This is a genomic window from Amycolatopsis sp. FBCC-B4732, from assembly GCF_023008405.1.
Lineage (GTDB): Bacteria > Actinomycetota > Actinomycetes > Mycobacteriales > Pseudonocardiaceae > Amycolatopsis > Amycolatopsis pretoriensis_A.
The window spans coordinates 424,368-443,351 of the sequence record NZ_CP095376.1 but is presented as its reverse complement, the minus strand read 5'-3'; the positions used below and the strand labels follow the sequence as shown (position 1 = coordinate 443,351).

Here is an 18,984-nt window from a genome sequence, read left to right as displayed (position 1 = left end):
ACGTCTCCTACCGGTAGGTGAGCAGCGAAGCCGCGTCGGCCTCGAAGTGCGGGTGTTCGTTGAACGACAACAGGGTGACGCCGCCGCGGCCGGACACGAGCTTCGTGATGCCGCCGTTGACCGTGACGCGGTTGAGCTTCAACAGCCCGGCTTCGGGCGTGCCCATCAGCAGGCCGCAGACGGTGGCGATCACGCCGCCCGAGGTGAACACGAGCGCGTGCTCCCCCTTGCCGAGGGACGCCACCAGGTCTTCGAGCGCGGCACGGCAGCGGGCGAGGAACGCGGGCCACGTCTCGGCGCACGGCCCGCCGGTGCCCGCCGACGTCCACGCGGTCAGCGCCGCGTCGAGCACCCCTTGGTACGACCGGGAATCCTCCTGCGGCGCGCCACCGGCGTGGTGGCGCGCGATGTCGACGTGGTCGTACTCGTTCCAGCGCGGGTCCTCGACCACCGGGACGTCGCTGCCCAGCACCTTGAGCGCGGTCGCCGCGGTGTCCCGCTGCCGCGCCAGCGTGCCCGAGCGGATCTGCGTGAAGGAGACGGCGCGGCGCAGCAGTTCCGCACCGACCACTGTGGACTGCTCGAAGCCCTGCGGGGACAGTGCGTCGTAGTCGGCCGCGCCGAACGACGCCTGGCCGTGCCGGACCAGGTAGATCGCGCCCACTACACGCTTCCCTTCGCGATGATTTCCCGGCAGCGCCAGTCCAGGTAGCCGACGAACTGCCAGAAGTCCTTGAACGCCGGGTTGCGCGTGGCGCCCTCCCGGTAGCGCCGGTACAGCTGCTGCAGCACCGCCGCGAGCCGGAACAGGCCATAGACCTCGTAGAACCGCCAGTCGCCCACGGCCAGCCCGGTCTTCTCCGCGTACCGCGCGACGAACTGCTCGCGCGTGAAGGTCCCCGGCAGGTGCGTCGGCTGGCGGCGGCTCGCCTTCATGACGTCGTCGTCATCGGCCTGGACCCAGTAGGCCAGCATGCTGCCCAGCTCCATCAGCGGGTCGCCGAGGGTGGCCATCTCCCAGTCCAGCACGCCGGTGATGTTCAGCGTCCGCGGGCCGTCCAGCACCAGGTTGTCGAGCCGGTAGTCGTTGTGGATCAAGCAGATCTTCACCTCGGCCGGCTGGTTCTCCGCCAGCCACGCGCGCACCTCGGCGAAGTCGCCGACGTTGTCCGTGCGCGCCGCGGCGAACCGGTCCGACCAGCCGCGGATCTGGCGCTCGACGTACCCCGCGCCCTTGCCGAGGTCGGCCAGCCCGGCCTTCCCGACGTCGACGGCGTGCAGGTCGACCAGCCGGTCCACGACCTTGCCGGACAGCTCGCGCGCCTGGTCCGCGCTCAGTTCGAGACCTTCGGGCAGGTCGCCGCGCAGGATCAGGCCGTCGAGCTTCTCCATGACGTAGAAGTCGCCGCCGAAGAGGCTCTCGTCGTCGCCGAAGGCCAGCATCCGCGGCACGTAGGGGAACACCGGCTCCAGCGCGTGCTGCACCCGGTACTCGCGCCGCATGTCGTGCGCCGACGCGGCCTTGTGCCCGGCCGGCGGGCGGCGCAGGATCAGCTCGCGGTCCGGGTAGGTCAGCAGGTAGGTCAGGTTCGACGCGCCGCCGGGGAACTGCCGGACGCCCGGCGGCTCGCCGCCGAGCCCCTCGACCTTCGTCGTCAGCCAGGCGTGCACCGCGGCGACGTCGAAGGCGTCTTCCTCGCGCACCTCGACGGTGCTCATGCGAACTTCCGCAGGATCGCGGCCGGCACCACGCGCATCGCGAGGCTCAGCGGCACCCAGGGCCACGCCGGGACGTAGGCGCGGGCCCGCTCGGCTTCGATCGCCTTGACCAGCGCCCTGGCCCCGTTCTCGGCCTTGGCGAGCAACGGGTTGCGGCCGATCCGGTCGTTCATCTCCGACTCGATGTAGCCCGGCCGGACGTCGGTGACGGTGATGCCCTTGCGCTTGAGCTCCAGCCGGGTGCCGTCGACGAACGCGGAGATCCCGGCCTTCGAAGCGGCGTAGGCGGTGAGGTTGCCCGGCAGCCCGCGGATGGCGCTGAACGAGGAGACCACCGCCAGGTGCCCGGCGCCCTGGTCCCGGAAGATCCCGGCGGCGGCTTCGATCTGCGCCGCCGCCGCGACGAAGTTGACCTCGAGGGTCTGGCGGTTGGCGTCGAACCGGCCCTTCCCGACCGGCTGCCCCTTCCCGAGCCCGGCGTTCACAATCACCCGGTCGAGGGACCCCAGCTCGGCGCGGAACTCCTCGAAGACGGCGAACACGCGGTCGTGCTCGGTGACGTCGAGGGTGCGCGTGACGACCTTGACCCCGGGGTGGGCTTCCTCGAGCTCCTTGGCCAGGGCTTCGAGCCGCTCGGTGCGTCGCGCGCACAGGGCCAGGTTGCGCCCCTTCGCCGCGAACCGGCGGGCCATCCCCTCGCCCAACCCGCTGCTGGCGCCGGTGATCAGGATGTTCTTCCGGAGCGTCATGGATCGGATGCTACCCGTTGGTAATAAGACCGGTGGCCCGGCGCTGGGGGCGTCGCCGGGCCACCGGTCATCGCGCGGCCACACCGGCCGGTCGCACAACGCGGCCGGGTGAACCGGAGCCGTTGTCCACGGCTTCTCGGCCGGCGCCCGGGTGGTCCGTGAGGGGGGAGGCGGGGCCACCGGCGCAGGCAAGTCATACAAGCGTGTCCGGCCTGGCCGGGGCAATGGTTCACAGTTGCCAGTACTAGCCCGTTCGCCCCAGCGGACCGCCCGGCGAAGAGGGACGCGGCCGGGGCGGGGAATCCTGCTAACGTGCTCCGTGTCGGGGATCGTCGGGGGACGGCACGGGGCGGATCGGCAATGGCGGGCAGCACGGCGGGCGACGAGAACGGGCGTACCGCGTTCGCCACGCAGCTGCGTGCGGCCATCGCGACGAGCGGGCTGTCCCTGGACCGGATCCAGGCCCGGCTGCGGGCGCGCGGGGTCGTCGTCAGCGTCACCGCCCTCAGTTATTGGCAGTCCGGCAAGCGCCAGCCCGAGCGGCAGAGCTCGCTCTCGGCCGTCCGTACGCTGGAAGAGATCCTCGACGTCCCGGCGGGCGCGCTGCTCGGCCTGCTGCCCCCGCCCCGGCCCCGCGGCGGCGCCGGGAAGCGCCAGGCGGGCGGCGAGCCGATGTCGTTCCCGCGCGAGGTGCTGCAGCCGTTGCTGGACAAGGTCGGCGCCCCGAACGCGCTGGAGCGCCAGCTCCCGCTGAAACTGGTCGGGCTGCACGACCTGTGCGACATCGCCGCGGACGGCGGCCAGCGCGCGGTGACGGCCCGCGCGGTGTTCCAGGCGGTCTCGGACGGCCAGGACCGCTGGCTCCTGGTGTACACCCAGGACGACCCGGCGGCGGGCGCCCCGGAGCTGCACGCGGTCCGCAACTGCCGCGTCGGCCGCGCCGAGGTCGACGAGGCCCACGGCCTGATCGTCGCCGAGCTCCTCTTCGACCAGCCGATCAACCGCGGCGAGACGCACTTGATCGAGTACACGCTGACCAACGGCGGGCCGCCGTACCCGGAGTGCCGCAACACCCACTACCGCGAGTTCCGCCGCCCGGTGCGGGAGTACCTGCTGGAGGTCCGGTTCGCGCCGGGAACGGCGCCGGAGCGCTGCTGGCAGTACTCGCACAACGGCTCGGCGGGCTCGCTGGCCCGCCGTCAGCTGAAGCTCGACGGCGGCGACGGGGTGCACGCCGTGGCACTGGACTTCGGGCCCGGGGTGTTCGGGATCGACTGGGATTGACCCGATCGGCAGGCGCGGACGTCAGGAAAGCTTGGTGCGCAACACCTTCCCGGTCGCGTTGCGCGGCAGCTCGTCGAGGAACTCGACGTCCCGCGGCACCTTGTACCGCGCCAGGTTCGCCTTGACGTAGTCGCGGAGTTCGTCGGCGTCCGGTGAAACCCCGTCCGCCAGCACCACGAACGCCTTCAGCCGCTGGCCGAACTCCGGGTCCTCGACGCCGATCACCGCCGCCTCGAGGACGTCTTCGCGCTCCACCAAGAGGTTCTCCACCTCGATCGGGAACACGTTCTCGCCGCCGGAGACGATCATCTCGTCGTCGCGGCCGTCGATGAACAGCAGGCCGTCCTCGTCGAAGTGGCCGACGTCGCCGCTGGACAGCAGGCCGTCGATGATCTCCTTGTGGCGGCCGTCGGTGTAGCCGCCGAAGCTGAGGCCGCTGCCCACGAAGACGCGGCCGGTCACGTGCGGCTCGGTGATGCGGCGGCCGGCCGGGTCGTACAGCGCCACCTTGCAGCCGACCGGCGCGCGGCCGACCGTGCCCGGGGCCTTCCGCCAGTCCTCCGGCGTCGCGACCGTCGCCACCGCGACCTCGGTCGAGCCGTACAGGTTGTGCACCACCGGCCCGAACGCCTCGTTCGCGCGGTTGCCCAGGTCCGGCGACAGCGCCGAGCCGGCCACGAAGATGATCCGCAGCGACGACGTGTCGTACTTCTCGCGGGTTTCCTTCGGCAGGTCGACGATCCGCTGCAGCATCGTCGGCACCAGCACGAGCGCGGTGCACTTGTGCTCGGCGACGCCGCGCAGCGCCTCCTCCGGGGTGAACTTGCGGCGCATCACGACCGTCGAGCCGAGCGCGAAGGAGAGGATGAACTGCGAGAGCCCGGTGCCGTGGAACAGCGGTGCGCCCATGTACGTGGCCTCGTTGGACCGCAACGGGATCCGGTCGAGGAACTGCGCCGACGCCAGCGCCGACGTGTGCGGCCGCGGCGCGCCCTTCGGGGTGCCGGTCGTGCCGCTGGTGAGCAGGACGAACCCGCCCGGCTTGGCCGGCGCGGGCCACGGCCGGTCGTCGGTGCTCGCGATGATCTCGCTCAGCACCGGTACGTCCCGGCCGGTCAGGTCGCTGTCCGGGTCGACCCAGGCGAGGTAGCGGCCGACGCCCTCGGGCATCGCGTCGAGCAGGCCGGTGAACTCCTGGTCGTAGATCAGCGCGGTGACGCCTTCGCGCTTGGCGACGTCGGCCAGCTGCGGCTTCGCGAACCCGGTGTTCATCAGCAGCAGGCGGACGCCGAGCTTGCCCGCCGCCGCCATCGTGAGGACCAGGCCGCGGTGGTCGCGGCACAGCGCGGCCACGACCTGGCCCGGCTCGATGCCGCGGTGCGACCACGCCCTGGCCAGCGCGTTCGACTGGTCGTCGAGCTGCTTGTAGGTGAGCGGCCCGAGCTCGTCGACGATGCCAACGGCGGTCGGGTCGCGGCGCGCGGAGATGTGGTTCGCGCCGGCGAACGGCCCGAACTTGCGGATCGCGACCAGCGAGCGGACCCCCTCGTCGAGCCGGGGGAAGGGGACGAGCCCCGCGCGCCGCATCACGTCGACGCTGCGGGCCGTCTCGGCCACCTTGTCCGCCACCTGCGTGGCGAGCTCGACCAGGCTCATCCAGGCACCTCCATCGCTGCGGGGAAGAGAGCCCACGCCGACGGCGGGCGTACCGGCGGTATGGGAGCTACTGGAGAGTAAACCAACGTAGGCCGAACGCACCACCCGCGAGCGCGCGGAAACTGTCGGTGTCATCTGGGGCTTCGCCCCAGGACGGGGGCTCCGCCACCCGAACCCCGAAAAATGTCGGTGGTGGTCGGCACAATGTCTTCGTGCAGGTGATCGCGGGTCGTGAGGAGGACGGGAGCTTCACCGTGCACACGTCGTCGTCGACGGTGACGGGGCTGGACGAAGCGGGTTTCGCCAGGTCGGCGCGCGAACTGGAGGCGTCGCTGGAGCCCCGGTGGGTGTTCCCCTCGGCGGAGTCGACGTACCCGGTGCTCGTCGCGGCCGGGGTGCGGGTGCGGCGCTGCTACGACGTCGCGCTGGCGGAGGGGCTGCTGCTGGCGTATGAGGGCGCGGACGGGCAGTCGCGGAGCCTGCGCGCGGCCTGGGCCAGGGCGAACGGCGAGGAAGCGCCGCCGGACTCGACCGCCGTCGAGCTGGCGCAGCCGACGCTGTTCGACACGCGGGTGCCGACGCTGCCGGAGGGCGTGACGGTGGTCACGGCGGTCCGGCGCGTGCTGGCCGAGCAGGAGCGGCGGGTGGCCGCGACCGGGCACCCCGACCGGATGCGGCTGCTGCTGGCCGCCGAGTCGGCGAGCGCGCTGGCCGCCGTGGAGATGTCGGCCGACGGGCTGCCCTGGCGGGCTGACCTGCACGAGGCGCTGCTGGTCTCCCGGCTCGGCCCGCGGGTGCGGCCCGGCGAGCGGCCGAAGGTACTGGTGGAGCTGGCGGCGAAGATCAGCGAGGCGTTCGGCGGACGGCCGGTGAACCCGGACTCGCCGCCGAGCGTGGTCCGCGCGCTGGCGCGAGCCGGCATCGAGGTCCCGGCGGCGCGGAAGTACCTGCTCAAGGGCATCGACCACCCGGCGGTCGGGCCGCTGCTGGAGTACAAGGAGCTCTCGCGGCTGTACACGGCGAACGGGTGGGCGTGGCTCGAGGAGTGGGTCGCCGACGGGCGGTTCCGGCCGCACTACGTCGTGGGCGGGGTGGTGTCCGGGCGCTGGGCCAGCCGGGGCGGCGGCGCGCTGCAGATCCCGAAGGTGCTGCGCACCTGCGTCCGAGCCGATCCGGGCTGGAAGCTGGTGGTGGCCGACGCCGCCCAGCTGGAGCCCCGGGTGCTCACGGCGTTGTCGGGCGACCGGCGCCTGGCCGATGTCGCGGCGGCGACGGACCTGTACGCGCGGCTGGGCGAGGCGCTGTTCTCGGGCGCCCGCTGGGTCCCGGCAGCCGACGACGACCGCGACGACCGGGCGCGGGCGAAGATCGCGATGCTGTCGGCGATGTACGGCGGCACGTCCGGCGAAGCGGGCCCCCTGCTCGCGTTGCTGCGCCAGCGGTTCCCGGACGCGGTGTCCTATGTGGAGCACGCGGCCCAGGCGGGCGAACGCGGCGAGCGGGTCCGCTCCCGGCTGGGCCGCACGTCCCCGGCTCCGTCGGCGGCGTGGCGCGCGCTCACCGGCGGGCTGGCTTCGGACGAAGCGGGGGAGCTGAAGGCCCGCCGAGCCTCCCGCGGCTGGGGCCGGTTCACGCGCAACTTCGTCGTCCAGGCCAGCGCGGCCGACATGACGGCGGTCATGCTGGCGACGCTGCGGCAGCGCCTCCCGTCCCCCGCGCACCTGGTGTTCTTCCAGCACGACGAGGTCATCGTCCACACCCCGGCCGAGCTGGCGGCGGAGGTGACGACGGCGATCACGGACAGCGTGGCGGAGGCGGCGCGAATGCTCTTCGGCCCGGCCTGCCCGGTGCGGTTCCCGCTGCACATCGCCCCGGTGGACACCTACGCCGACGCGAAGTGAGCCGTGCCGGTCATCCCGGCACGGCTCCCGCACCTCAAGGGAACATCGAAAGCGGCTGCGTCACGACGTCCTGGTTCGGCAGGGTCCGGCCCGGGTTGCCGCGGAAGTCGGTCCAGCACGGGTACAGCCGGAAGTCGGCGCCGACCGCGGCCGCGGTGTAGTCGCCGATGAACACGCCCTGGAGCTCCTTCCCGGTGACCGCGCCGGCCGCCACGAACTGCACCTGCGGGTTCGACGTCTGCGTGGTGATCCGCCGGATCGGGGCCGTGCCGGCCCCGTCGCCCCACCCGGTGGCGTAGGCGTAGTCCAGGCCGATGCCGTGCGGGTCGTAGGCGCGCGTGTAGAAGGTGACCGCCACGCGTCCGGCCAGCGCGGCGACGGCTGGGAACACCTCGTCGGCGCCCGTGCCGATCTTCACCGGCGCCGACCAGCCGTGCCGGCCGTCGGAGCCGCTCAGGAAGGCGTCCCCGTCCGTCTTGACCGACTCGCCGTCGCGGTAGGTGCCGTGGCGGTCGTCGGCCCAGGTCACCCAGAGGTGGTCGGTCACCCGGTCGTACGCCAGCTGCGGGAAGCTGTTGACCCGGAAGTTTTCCCCGGTCAACGCGTTGTTGGCGACGCCTTCGTCGACCGGGAAGTCGAAGTCGAGCCCCACCTCGGCGTGCCGGAAGGTCCGGCCGCCGTCACGCGAAGTCGCCACGACGATGGCGTCGTGGTCGGCCGGCCGGTCGCACGCCGCCGTGGCGCACACCGACGTCTCGTAGGCGATCTGGAGCGTCCCGTCGCGGGTGACCACCGGGTTCGACCCGCTGCCGAACGGCGTGATGCCGCCCGGGAAGCCGGTCAACGACGGCGAAACACGGCGCGCCGGCGACCACGTCCGGCCGAAGTCGCCGGACTTCGACAGCACGATCGGCGATTCGACGAAGTTGCCGGCGGCGTCGTAGGTGAACTGCGTCCAGGTGACGTACACCGTGCCCGACACGGGGTCGGCGGCGATCCACTCCTTGTCGTTGAAGATGTTCGCGGGCGTCGGGGTGCCGGCCGGCGTGACGCCGTCGAGGTGCAGGATCGCCGGGTCGCCGAAGCTGCGCCCGCCGTCGTGCGACACCGACACGGCGATGCCGCTGGCCTGCTGCTGGTCGTCCGGGACCGCGGCCCGGCTGAAGACGAGCGTCGAGTAGTAGACGGTGTTGTGCGGTCCGAACGCGATGGCCGGGTCGCCCGCCGCGTCCATGTACGACAGTGGCGCGGCCGCCCCGGTCGGGAAGTCCAGGTGCGGCAGCCGAACGTTCGCCCAGGTCTTGCCGCCGTCGAACGAGGTGTAGGCGAAACCGCCGGAGTCGTTGCGAGACTCGCGGGTGTTGTAGAGCCGGTAGTCGTTGGACCCGGCGACGATGTTGCGCGGGTTCTCGGGGTTGACGGCGATGGTCGTTTCGTTCTGGGCGGTGCTGCAGCCGGTCTGGCTGCCGGTCGGCACGATGGTGTCGCCGTCGATGACGTCGCGGTTGGGCACCAGCGGCCGGTACGGGTTCGGCTTGCCGATGTAGGTCTGGCAGAGCGCGGACAGCGCGGGGTCGTCGCCGTCCTCCTCTTCCCCCTCGGCGAAACGTTCTTTGAGCAACGGGTTCGGCACGTCGTGCCGCGGCTCGGCGGCTTGCGCGGCCGGGGCGAGCACGACGGCGAGCGGCAAGAGGAGAGCGGTGAGCGTGGCGAAGATTCTTCGCTTGGCGGACGAAACACCCAAGGACATCGGACGGTCCTTTCCCAGGAGGGTCTCCGGCCGGACCAGGCTTCTCGCGTGCCCGCACCCGGTCAACCGACGGAAGTCCGGAGCCGGACAAACCGCACTTCCGGTAGCCTGAACGGCGATGATCGACTACGGGCTCGACCTCTCCGCGGTACCGCGCGAACGCGCACTCCAGGACCTGGTGGCCGAGGGCGACGAGCTCGACGCCCTGGTCTCGACGGAGCCCGACTGGTCCCGGCCGACCCCGGCCGAAGGCTGGACGATCGCGCACCAGCTCGCCCACCTCGCCGCGGCCGACGCCAACGTGCTCACCGCCATCCGCACGCCCGAAGCCTTCGACGTCGTGCCGAAGGACGCCGACCTCGATGCCGCGGCGGGCGCCGCCGAACCGCGGCCGGAGCTGCTCGAACGCTGGCGCGGCGGCCGGGCCGAACTCGCGGACGCGCTCGGCGACGTGCCGCTGGACCACACCTTCCCCTGGTTCGGCTCGCAGGTCACCGCGGTCCTGATGGTGCCGCTCCGGCTGATGGAAACCTGGGCGCACGGCCAGGACGTCTTCGACGCGCTCGGCGTCGTGCACCGGCCCACCGGGCGGCTCCGGCACGTCGCCGCCTTGGGCGTCGCCGGGCGGGAGCTGTCGTTCTCCGCGGCGCAGTCGCCGATGCCGGGCGAGCCGTTCCGCGTCGAGCTCACCGGTCCCGGCGGCGAGCTCTGGACCTGGGGTCCCGAAGACGCCGCGCAACGCGTGCAGGGCAGCGCGCTCGACTTCTGCCTCCGGGTCACCCACCGCCGGTCCCGCGCCGAAACCGGCCTCACCGCGGTCGGCGAAGACGCGGACGAGTGGCTCGACATCGCGCGCGTCTTCCTCTGAGACCGGGGCTCACGCCAGGGCGTCGTCGATCGCCTTCGTGATCCGCTTCAGCGACACCGGGTGGGCCGTCCCCAAGGTCTGCGCGAAGAACGAAACCCGCAGCTCCTCGATCATCCACCGCACCTCGCGCAACGCCGGGGACGACGTGCCCGGCGGCAGCGAGGCCAGCGCGTCGGCGTACTCGGCCTGGATCCACGCGACGTCGGCGGTGCGCTGCAGGTCGCGCGTCGGCTCCGTGGGCAGCTTCTCCAGCCGGCGCGAGATGCCCTGCAGGTAACGCACGAGGTTCCGCAGCCGCGAGGCACCCGTCTCCGTCACGAAACCCGGGTAGATCAGCGCGGCGAGCTGCGCGCGGATGTCGGCGAGCGACTCCGCGGGACCGCGCGTGGCCGGCAGCAGGACCTCGACGTCGTTCGCCGCGCGGAGGATCTTCTCGACGTCCGTCAGCACGCCGAGGACCTCGGGGTGCAGGCCGGCGCGGACCTTCTCCAGCAGCACCTTGAACCCGGTCTCGTCCCAGACCGGGCCGCCGCCGGCGGTCATCAGCGCGTCCACCGCGCAGTCGACGCAGTCTTCGAGCAGGGCCGCGACGCTGCCGTGCGGGTTGCGGTTCAGCACCAGCTTCGAGGAGTTGGACAGCGACCTCGTGATGAACTTCATCGGCGAGTTCAGGTTCAGCCGCAGCATCCGCCGCGTGCCCGACCACATCGCATGAGCCTGCTGGCCCGGGGTGTCCAGCATGCGCACCGCCACCGACGCACCTTCGTCGACCAGTGCCGGGTACGCCTTGACGTCGTGGCCGCGCTGGGTCGACTCGAACACCTTCGGCAGCGAGCCGAACGACGGTTTCGTCAGCCCGGCCTTCTCCAGCGTGTTGGCCGCCTTCGAGATCGTCTCGCGGACCTTCGGGGCCAGCTGCCGCTGCAGCGCTTCGACGTCCTTGCCCTCGGCCACCTTCTTGCCGCGCTCGTCGACCACGCGGAACGTCGTCTTCAGGTGCTCCGGCACCGACGAAAGGTCCCAGTCCGCGTACGGCACCGTGATCCCGCGCAGCGCCCGGAGCTCGCGCCCGAGCACCTCCAGCAGCGGACCGTCCGAAGGGGACACTCGCGAAAGGACGTACTTGGCCGTGTCCGGCGCCGGGACGAAGTTGCGCCGCAACGCCTTCGGCAGCGACTTGATCAGCTGGGTGACCAGCTCTTCGCGCAGACCCGGTACCTGCCAGTCGAACCCGTCCGGCGTCACCTGGTTCAGCACCGGCAGCGGGACGTGCACGGTGACGCCGTCGGCGTCCGCGCCCGGCTCGAACTGGTAGGTCAGCTTGAAGACCTGCGTGCCCTGCGTCCACGAGTCGGGGTAGTCCGACTCCCGCACGCCGCCCGCGGTTTCGTTGATGAGCATGGACTTCTCGAACGACAGCAGGTCCGGCTGCTCGTGCCGGGCCTTCTTCCACCAGCTGTCGAAGTGCCGCACCGAAACGACGTCGTCCGGGACCCGGGAGTCGTAGAACTCGTACAGCGTCTGGTCGTCGACGAGGATGTCCCGGCGCCGCGCCCGGTTCTCGAGGTCCTCGACCTCTTCCAGCAGCGCCCGGTTCTCGGCGAAGAAGTGGTGCCGCGTCTGCCAATCGCCCTCGACCAGCGCGTGCCGGATGAACATCGCCCGCGACACTTCCGGGTCGATCCGGCCGTAGTTGACGCGGCGGTCGGCGATCAGCGGGACGCCGTAGAGCGTCACCTTCTCCGTCGCCATCACCGCGCCCTGCTTGCGTTCCCAGTGCGGCTCGGAGTAGTTCCGCTTGACGACGTGCTGGGCCAGCGGCTCGACCCATTCGGGCTCGATGCGCGCGTTGACCCGCGCCCACAGCCTCGACGTCTCGACCAGCTCGGCCGACATCACCCAGCGCGGCTGCTTCTTGAACAGCGCCGAGCCGGGGAACACGCCGAAGCGGGCGCCGCGCGCGCCCAGGTAGTCGCCCTTCGCGGGATCCTTGAGCCCGATGTGCGACAACAGCCCGGCGATCAGCGACGTGTGCACGCGCTGCGGGTCCACCGGGGACGCGTTCGTGTTCAGCGAGATGCCGAGCGGCTTGGCCAGCTGGCGCAGCTGGCTGAAGATGTCCTGCCACTCCCGCAGGCGCAGGTAGTTCAGGTACTCGGTGCGGCACATCCGGCGGAACTGGTTGCCGGACAACGCCTTCTGCTGCTCGGCGACGTACTCCCACAGGTTGAGGTAGGCGAGGAAGTCCGACGTCGGGTCGGCGAAGCGCGCGTGCTGGGCGTCGGCCGCCTGCTGCTTGTCCGCCGGCCGCTCGCGCGGGTCCTGGATGGACAGTGCGGCGGCGATGATCATGACCTCGCGGACGCAGCCGTTCTTTGCCGCTTCCAGGACCATCCGGCCCATCCGCGGGTCGACCGGCAGCTGCGCGAGCTTGCGGCCGGTGTCGGTGAGGCGCCGGTCGCTGTTCCCGGCGGCCGCGCTGTCGAACGCGCCCAGCTCCTGCAGCAGGCCGATGCCGTCGGCGACCTGGCGGCGGTCCGGCGGCTCGACGAACGGGAACGCGGCGATGTCGCCCAGCCCCAGCGACGTCATCTGCAGGATGACCGACGCCAGGTTGGTCCGCAGGATCTCGGGGTCGGTGAACTCCGGGCGGCTCTCGAAGTCCTCTTCGGAGTAGAGCCGGATGCAGATGCCGTCGGACGTGCGGCCGCAGCGGCCCTTGCGCTGGTTCGCCGACGCCTGCGACACCGGTTCGATCGGCAGCCGCTGCACCTTGGTCCGGTGGCTGTAGCGGGAGATCCGCGCCGTGCCCGGGTCGACGACGTACTTGATGCCCGGCACGGTCAGCGACGTCTCGGCGACGTTGGTCGCGAGCACCACGCGCCGCCCGGCGTGGGACTGGAAGATGCGGTGCTGCTCGGCCGCCGACAGCCGCGCGTACAGCGGCAGGACCTCGGTGCCGCGCAGGTCCGCGCGGTTGAGCACGTCCGCGGTGTCGCGGATCTCGCGCTCGCCGGAGAGGAACACGAGGATGTCGCCGGGTCCCTCGGCGCACAGCTCCTCGACGGCGTCGAGGATGCCCTGGGTCTGGTCCCGCTCGTCGTCGCCCTCCGGGTCGTCGGGGTCGACGAGCGGCCGGTAGCGCGTCTCGACCGGGTACGTCCGGCCGGAGACCTCGACGATCGGCGCGTCGTCGAAGTGCTGGGAGAAGCGCTCCGGGTCGATGGTGGCCGAGGTGATGATGACCTTGAGGTCGGGGCGGCGCGGCAGCAGCTGCTTGAGGTAGCCGAGGATGAAGTCGATGTTGAGGCTGCGCTCGTGGGCCTCGTCGATGATCAGCGTGTCGTACTGGCGCAGCGAGCGGTCGGTCTGGATCTCGGCGAGCAGGATGCCGTCGGTCATCAGCTTGACCAGCGTGTCCTGCCCGGACTGGTCGGTGAACCGGACCTTGTAGCCGACGGTGTCGCCGAGCTCGGTCTTCAGCTCGCCGGCGATCCGGTCGGCGACCGTGCGCGCGGCGAGCCGGCGGGGCTGGGTGTGCCCGATCTGCCCGCGGATGCCGCGGCCGAGCTCGAGGCAGATCTTCGGCAGCTGGGTGGTCTTGCCCGAGCCGGTCTCTCCCGCGACGATCACGACCTGGTGCTTCTCGATGGCGGCCGCGATCTCGCCCTTGAGCCTGCTGACCGGCAGCTCTTCGGGGAACTCGATCTTGGGCACGCTCTCGCGCCGCGACTGCACGCGCAGCTCGGCCTTCTCGACGTCGGCGGAGATCTGGGCGAGGGCGGCATCGCGGTCACGGGCTTTGCGGGCACCGTCGAGCCGGCGGCGCAGACGCAGTTCGTCGCGCGGCATCAGCTCGGGCAGGCGCGCCCGCAGTTCTGCGAAGGGGGATGGCGTGGACATTCTCGGACCGAGGATAGCCGTGCGTCACGACCCGGGCCTCCCAATATCCCGCTCGCGTGACCCGGCCCACCCCGGGCGCCCCGAGGGGCGCCCGGGTCAGGCGTCAGCCGGGCTGGCCGGGCTGCTGCGGGTACTGCTGCTGCGGCGTGCCCGGCGCCGGCTGCGGCGGCGTGGCCTTGGCGCGGTTGAGCAGCGCCGAGACGCCGACCAGCGCGAGGCCGACGACGCCGAGGCCGATGCCGAAGAACGGCTGCATGTCCGAAGCCCAGGCGATGAGCCGGAACTCGTAGTCGAACTGCTCGAGGATGAGCGAGCCGAAGCCGAGGACAGCGAAGATGACACCGATGCGCATGGCGATTCCGGCCATGGAAAACCCCCAACGGGAAAGGAAAACGGGAGCAGGCCGCCCCCGACGGCCCACGATTGGGACCGAAGGTTAACCGGCCGTCCCGGCCCTGTCGCGGGGTTTCCCGATTCGTTACCTCGCGCTCCGCTGGAGCGAGTCCGGGCCGAGGTCCGCGAGCGTCCGGTGGCCCGACAACCCCATGGTCAGGTCGAAGTCCGCCAGCAGGCTCCGCAGCACGTGGCGGACGCCGTCCTCGCCGGCCTGCGCCAGGCCGTACACCCACGGGCGGCCGACCAGGACCGCCCGCGCGCCCAGCGCCAGTGCCTTGAGCACGTCCGAGCCGGTGCGGACGCCCGAGTCGAAGAGGACCTCCAGCCGGTCGCCGACCGCCGCGACGATGCCGGGCAGCGCTTCCAGCGCGCCGATCGCGCCGTCGACCTGGCGGCCGCCGTGGTTCGAGACCACGATGCCGTCCATGCCGGCCTCGGCCGCACGGCGCGCGTCGGCGACGTGCTGGATGCCCTTGAGCACGATCGGGCCGTCCCAGTGCTCGCGCAGGAACGGCAGCTGGTCCCACGTCCGGTCGGTGCCGGTGAGCATGCCGATCCAGCGCAGGATCGCCATGTTCAGGTCTTCCTCCGGGGTCTTCTCCAGCAGGCCGCGGAACACCGGGTCGGTGAAGGGGACCGCGCACCCCTCGCCCTTGAGGAACGGCAGGTACGCCTGGTCCAGATCGGACGGTCGCCAGGCCAGCGTCCACGTGTCGAGCGTGACGACCAGCGCCGTGTACCCCGCGCTCTTCGCGCGGGAAAGCAGGCTCGCGCAGACGTCCGCGTCACCGGGCCAGTACAGCTGGAACCAGCGCGGGCCGTCGCCGTTGGCCGCGGCGACGTCCTCGATGCTCGTCGACGACGCCGTGGAGAGGATGAACGGCAGCCCGATCGACGCGGCGGCACGGGCGGTCGCGGACTCGGCGTCCGGGTGCACGATCGACTGGACGCCGACCGGCGCGACGGCCACCGGGGCGGGCAGCCGGGTGCCGAGCACCGTCGTGGCCAGGTCGCGCTCGGTGGCGCCGGTCAGCATCCGCGGGACGACGCGCCAGCGGTCGAACGCCTCGCGGTTGGCGCGCGCGGTCGCGCCGGAACCGGCCGCGCCGGCGACGTAGGAGAACGGACCGGGGGCCATGACCTCGCGGGCCGACGCCTCGAGCTTGGTCGCGTCGGTCGAGCACGGCGGCAGCTGACCCCCGAGTCCCTGCAGGTAGATCTCGTTCTGGTAGCTGCCGAAGCGTTCGGTCACGGGCTCCTCCTCGCGTTCGAGGGGGCACTGTACTCGCCGGTACTTCCACCCGGCGCCGCGAACTGACCGGCGGGTAACCTGAGCGGGCCCGACGTCGGACGATGAGGAGTGACATGCGCGCGCACGACGTGGTCCTGTTCGGTGCCACCGGGTTCACCGGCGGGCTGACCGCCGAATACCTGGCCCGCCACGCGCCCGCCGACCTGCGCTGGGCCCTCGCCGGGCGCAATCGCGGCAAGCTCGAAGCCGTCCGGGCCCGGCTGGCGGCCATCGACGACCGGTTCGCCGCGCTCGACCTGCTGATCGCCGACTCAGCGGATCCCGAGGCGCTGCGGGCCGTAGCTGAATCGGCGAAAGTGGTCATCACGACCGTCGGGCCGTACCTGACGCACGGCGAACCGCTGGTGGCGGCGTGCGCCGAGGCGGGCACCGACTACGTCGACCTCACCGGCGAACCCGAGTTCGTCGACCGGATGTACCTGGCGCACGACCGGCGCGCCCGCGAGACCGGCGCGCGGCTGGTGCACGCGTGCGGCTTCGACTCCATCCCGCACGACCTCGGCGCGTGGTTCACCGTGCGGCAGCTGCCCGAGGGCGTGCCGCTGCAGATCGACGGTTACGTGCGGGCCGGCGGGATGCCGTCCGGGGGCACGTTCCTCAGCGCGCTGACCATCATGTCCCGGCTGCCGGCCGGGGCCCGGGTCGCTCGTGAACGGGCCGCGGCCGAGCCCCGGCCCGCCGGCCGGTTCGCGCACGCCCCGCTCGGGCGCCCGCACCGCGTCGCCGACCCCGGCTGGTGGGCGGTGCCGCTGCCGACCATCGACCCCGAGGTCGTCCGCCGGTCGGCGGCCGCGTCCGAGCGCTACGGACCCGACTTCACCTACCGGCACTTCGCCGCGGTCAAGCACCTGCCGGTGCTGGCCGGTGGCGTGGCGGGTGCGGGTGCCCTGCTCGCCGCGGCGCAGGTACCGCCGGCGCGGCGGGCGCTGTCGCGGCTGCTCGCGCCCGGCGGCGGGCCGAGCCCCGAGCGCCGCGCGCGGTCGTGGTTCTCGGTGCGGTTCATCGGCGAAGGCGGCGGCTCGCGGGTCGTCACCGAGGTGTCCGGCGGCGACCCCGGCTACGACGAGACGGCGAAGATGCTCGCGGAATCGGCGTTGTGCCTGGCGACCGACGAACTCCCGGAAACGGCGGGCCAGGTGACCACGGCGACCGCGATGGGTGACGCGCTCATCGACCGCCTCGTCAAGGCGGGCATTCGCTTCGAGACGCTCTGAGGTTTTCACGCTTTCACAGCGGCGGGCGTGAAAATCCGGTGCTGTGATGAATCTTCTGACGCCCCTGCTCCGCGATTAGCGTCGATCGGGTTCTCCCCTCCCCTTCGCGTTTTTCCAAGGAGCGTCATGAGATTGCCGCAACGGTTCGCCGCGCTCGGCGGCGCCACGGCGGCGGGCATGGTGGTGGTCGGCATCGCCGTCGCCGCGCCCGCGCAGCCCGCGCCCGAACCGCCGCCCTCCGCCGCGCAGGCGCAGGCCAACGCCACCGGCGCCGCCGCGAGCCTGGTCGCGGCCCGCCCCGCCGCGCTGTTCACCGGCACGCACGACAAGTTCGTCCAGCGGGACGTGCGGTCCGCCGGCGGCCTGTCGTACGTCGTCTACGACCGCACCTACGACGGCCTGCCCGTGATCGGCGGCGACCTGGTCATCGCCACCGACGCCGCCGGCACCGTGAAGACGACGTCGGTCGCGCAGCAGCAAGCACTCGGCGACCTCGACGTCCGCGGCGCCAAGCTGTCCGCGCAGCAGGCCGAGGCCGTCGCCCGCAAGCAGGTTCGCGGGCCGAAGAGCCTGCCCGGCGGCAAGCTCGTCGTGGTGGCCGACGGCAGCGGGCGGCTGGCCTACGAAAGCAACGTCGAAGGCACCGACGAGCACGGCGAGCCGAGCAGCCTGAGCGTCTACGTCGACGCCGTGGACGGCCGGGTGCTGCGGAGCGTGCAGCACGTCGCCGCGGGTACCGGCACCGGCAAGTGGAACGGCCCGTCGCCGCTCGCGCTCAACACCACGAAGTCCGGCAGCACGTACTCGATGGCCGACCCGAACACGGCCAACCTGGACTGCCGCAACTACAGCAGCGACGCCGTCCTCACCGGACCGGACGACAGCTGGGGCAACGGCAGCGGAACGAACATCGAAACCGGCTGCGCGGACGCGTTGTTCGTCGCGCAGACCGAAAAGAAGATGCTTTCGGAATGGGTGGGCCGCAACGGCTTCACCGGCAACGGCGGCGCGTGGAAGATCCGCGTCGGCCTCGACGACGAAAACGCGTACTACTACAACTCGCGCCCGGCCTACGTGAACCTCGGGCACAACCCGAGCGGCGAATGGGTCGGCTCGCTCGACATCCTGGGCCACGAAATGGGCCACGGCATCGACGACTACTCCGGCTCCGGCGGCTTCTCCGGCGGCGGCACGCAGGAGTTCATCGCCGACACCTTCGGCACCGCGACGGAGTTCTACGCGAACGAGCCGTCGCAGTACGACCCGCCGGACTACGCGATCGGCGAGGAGGTCAACCTGGTCGGCACCGGCGCGATCCGCTACATGTACGACCCGTCGAAGGTCGGCGACCCGAACTGCTACTCCAGTTCGACCCCGAACGCGGAGGTGCACAAGGCGGCCGGGCCCGGCGACCACTGGTTCTACCTGCTGGCCGAGGGCAGCAACCCGACGAACGGGCAGCCGGCCAGCTCGACGTGCAACAACACCTCGGTGACCGGTCTGGGCATCCGCAAGGCGATCAACATCATGCACGGCGCCGTCCAGCTGAAGACGTCCGGCAGCGGTTACCTGCGTTACCGCACGTGGACGCTGCAGGCCGCGAAGAACCTGTACCCGGGCAGCTGCACCGAGTTCAACACGGTCAAGGCGGCGTGGAACGCGGTGAGCGTGCCGGCGCAGTCCGGCGACCCGACGTGCACGGACACCCCGCCGACCACCACCACTCCCCCGACGACGACCACCCCGCCGACCACGACCACGCCTCCCCCGGGCGGGTGCAGCGGGCAGCAGGTGCAGAACCCGGGCTTCGAGTCGGGCCAGGCGTCGTGGACCGACCCGAACACCACGATCGGCCAGTGGGGCAGCCAGGCGCCGGCGCGCTCGGGCAGCTACGGCTCGTGGCTCGGCGGCTGGGGTTCGGCGCACACCGACACGGTTTCGCAGTCGGTGACGATCCCCGCGAACTGCCGCGCCAGCCTGACGTTCTGGCTGCGCGTGTGGACCGGTGAGACCGAGAACGTCGCCTACGACAAGCTCGTCGTGTCCCTCGGCTCGACGACGCTGGCGACGTACTCGAACCTCGACCGCAACTCGGCCTACGTCCAGAAGACGATCGACGTGTCGTCGTTCGCCGGGCAGACGGTCACGCTGAAGTTCGCCGGGACCGAGGACCAGTCCCTGCAGACGTCGTTCGCCGTGGACGACACCGCGCTCACGGTCAGTTGATCCCCC

The 18,984-nt window shown here is 71.8% G+C and carries 13 protein-coding genes; 5 read left to right on the top strand and 8 right to left on the bottom strand.

Annotation, left to right across the window (positions count from 1 at the left end; translation table 11 throughout):
* Nucleotides 1–7 precede the first annotated feature (7 nt).
* Genes MUY14_RS01685 through MUY14_RS01675 form a run of 3 tightly spaced genes read right to left on the bottom strand, consistent with a single transcriptional unit; the run spans nucleotide 8 to nucleotide 2,468 of the window.
* Nucleotides 8–664 (bottom strand): histidine phosphatase family protein, encoded by a 657-nt coding sequence (locus MUY14_RS01685; RefSeq protein ID WP_247020082.1) that lies wholly within the window; start codon nucleotides 662–664, stop codon nucleotides 8–10.
* On the bottom strand, nucleotides 664–1,719 hold the full coding sequence (locus MUY14_RS01680; protein ID WP_247020080.1) for a phosphotransferase family protein: 1,056 nt from the start codon (nucleotides 1,717–1,719) through the stop codon (nucleotides 664–666). Before MUY14_RS01680 ends, MUY14_RS01685 begins: the two co-directional genes overlap by 1 nt.
* Nucleotides 1,716–2,468 carry an SDR family oxidoreductase gene (locus MUY14_RS01675; RefSeq protein WP_247020078.1) on the bottom strand — a complete coding sequence of 251 codons (753 nt, stop codon included), beginning with the start codon at nucleotides 2,466–2,468 and terminating at the stop codon, nucleotides 1,716–1,718. The genes MUY14_RS01680 and MUY14_RS01675 overlap by 4 nt, the downstream gene beginning before the upstream one ends.
* 360 nt (nucleotides 2,469–2,828) lie before the next feature.
* On the opposite strand from MUY14_RS01675, the gene MUY14_RS01670 reads away from it, so the two are divergent.
* Nucleotides 2,829–3,752, top strand: a complete 924-nt coding sequence (locus MUY14_RS01670; protein ID WP_247020076.1) for a hypothetical protein — start codon at nucleotides 2,829–2,831, stop codon at nucleotides 3,750–3,752.
* Between the two features lie 21 nt (nucleotides 3,753–3,773).
* Here the strand turns inward: MUY14_RS01670 and MUY14_RS01665 are convergent, their stop codons facing one another.
* Entirely contained in the window at nucleotides 3,774–5,408 is a 1,635-nt protein-coding gene (locus MUY14_RS01665; RefSeq protein ID WP_247020074.1) for an acyl-CoA synthetase, read from the bottom strand.
* A gap of 212 nt (nucleotides 5,409–5,620) precedes the next feature.
* Between MUY14_RS01665 and MUY14_RS01660 the strand changes: the two genes are divergently transcribed.
* Nucleotides 5,621–7,309, top strand: a complete 1,689-nt coding sequence (locus MUY14_RS01660) for a bifunctional 3'-5' exonuclease/DNA polymerase (RefSeq protein WP_247020072.1) — start codon at nucleotides 5,621–5,623, stop codon at nucleotides 7,307–7,309.
* A 34-nt stretch (nucleotides 7,310–7,343) separates the two neighbouring features.
* Here the strand turns inward: MUY14_RS01660 and MUY14_RS01655 are convergent, their stop codons facing one another.
* Entirely contained in the window at nucleotides 7,344–9,059 is a 1,716-nt protein-coding gene (locus MUY14_RS01655; RefSeq protein WP_247020070.1) for a sialidase family protein, read from the bottom strand.
* A 118-nt stretch (nucleotides 9,060–9,177) separates the two neighbouring features.
* Between MUY14_RS01655 and MUY14_RS01650 the strand changes: the two genes are divergently transcribed.
* Nucleotides 9,178–9,927, top strand: coding sequence for a TIGR03084 family metal-binding protein (locus tag MUY14_RS01650; RefSeq protein WP_247020068.1), 750 nt, complete (start codon nucleotides 9,178–9,180; stop codon nucleotides 9,925–9,927).
* Nucleotides 9,928–9,936: 9 nt separating this feature from the next.
* Here MUY14_RS01650 and hrpA read toward each other — a convergent pair whose 3' ends face one another.
* The 3 genes from hrpA to MUY14_RS01635 form a co-directional block, all read right to left on the bottom strand.
* Nucleotides 9,937–13,830, bottom strand: a complete 3,894-nt coding sequence (gene hrpA, locus MUY14_RS01645) for an ATP-dependent RNA helicase HrpA (protein WP_247020066.1) — start codon at nucleotides 13,828–13,830, stop codon at nucleotides 9,937–9,939.
* 103 nt (nucleotides 13,831–13,933) lie between these two features.
* Nucleotides 13,934–14,182, bottom strand: coding sequence for a hypothetical protein (locus MUY14_RS01640; protein ID WP_247020064.1), 249 nt, complete (start codon nucleotides 14,180–14,182; stop codon nucleotides 13,934–13,936).
* Nucleotides 14,183–14,308: 126 nt separating this feature from the next.
* Nucleotides 14,309–15,478 carry a lactate 2-monooxygenase gene (locus MUY14_RS01635; protein ID WP_247020063.1) on the bottom strand — a complete coding sequence of 390 codons (1,170 nt, stop codon included), beginning with the start codon at nucleotides 15,476–15,478 and terminating at the stop codon, nucleotides 14,309–14,311.
* A gap of 113 nt (nucleotides 15,479–15,591) precedes the next feature.
* Between MUY14_RS01635 and MUY14_RS01630 the strand changes: the two genes are divergently transcribed.
* Both MUY14_RS01630 and MUY14_RS01625 read left to right on the top strand, forming a co-directional pair.
* Nucleotides 15,592–16,752, top strand: a complete 1,161-nt coding sequence (locus MUY14_RS01630) for a trans-acting enoyl reductase family protein (RefSeq protein WP_247020060.1) — start codon at nucleotides 15,592–15,594, stop codon at nucleotides 16,750–16,752.
* A 126-nt stretch (nucleotides 16,753–16,878) separates the two neighbouring features.
* On the top strand, nucleotides 16,879–18,978 hold the full coding sequence (locus MUY14_RS01625; protein ID WP_247020058.1) for a M4 family metallopeptidase: 2,100 nt from the start codon (nucleotides 16,879–16,881) through the stop codon (nucleotides 18,976–18,978).
* Nucleotides 18,979–18,984: the final 6 nt, after the last annotated feature.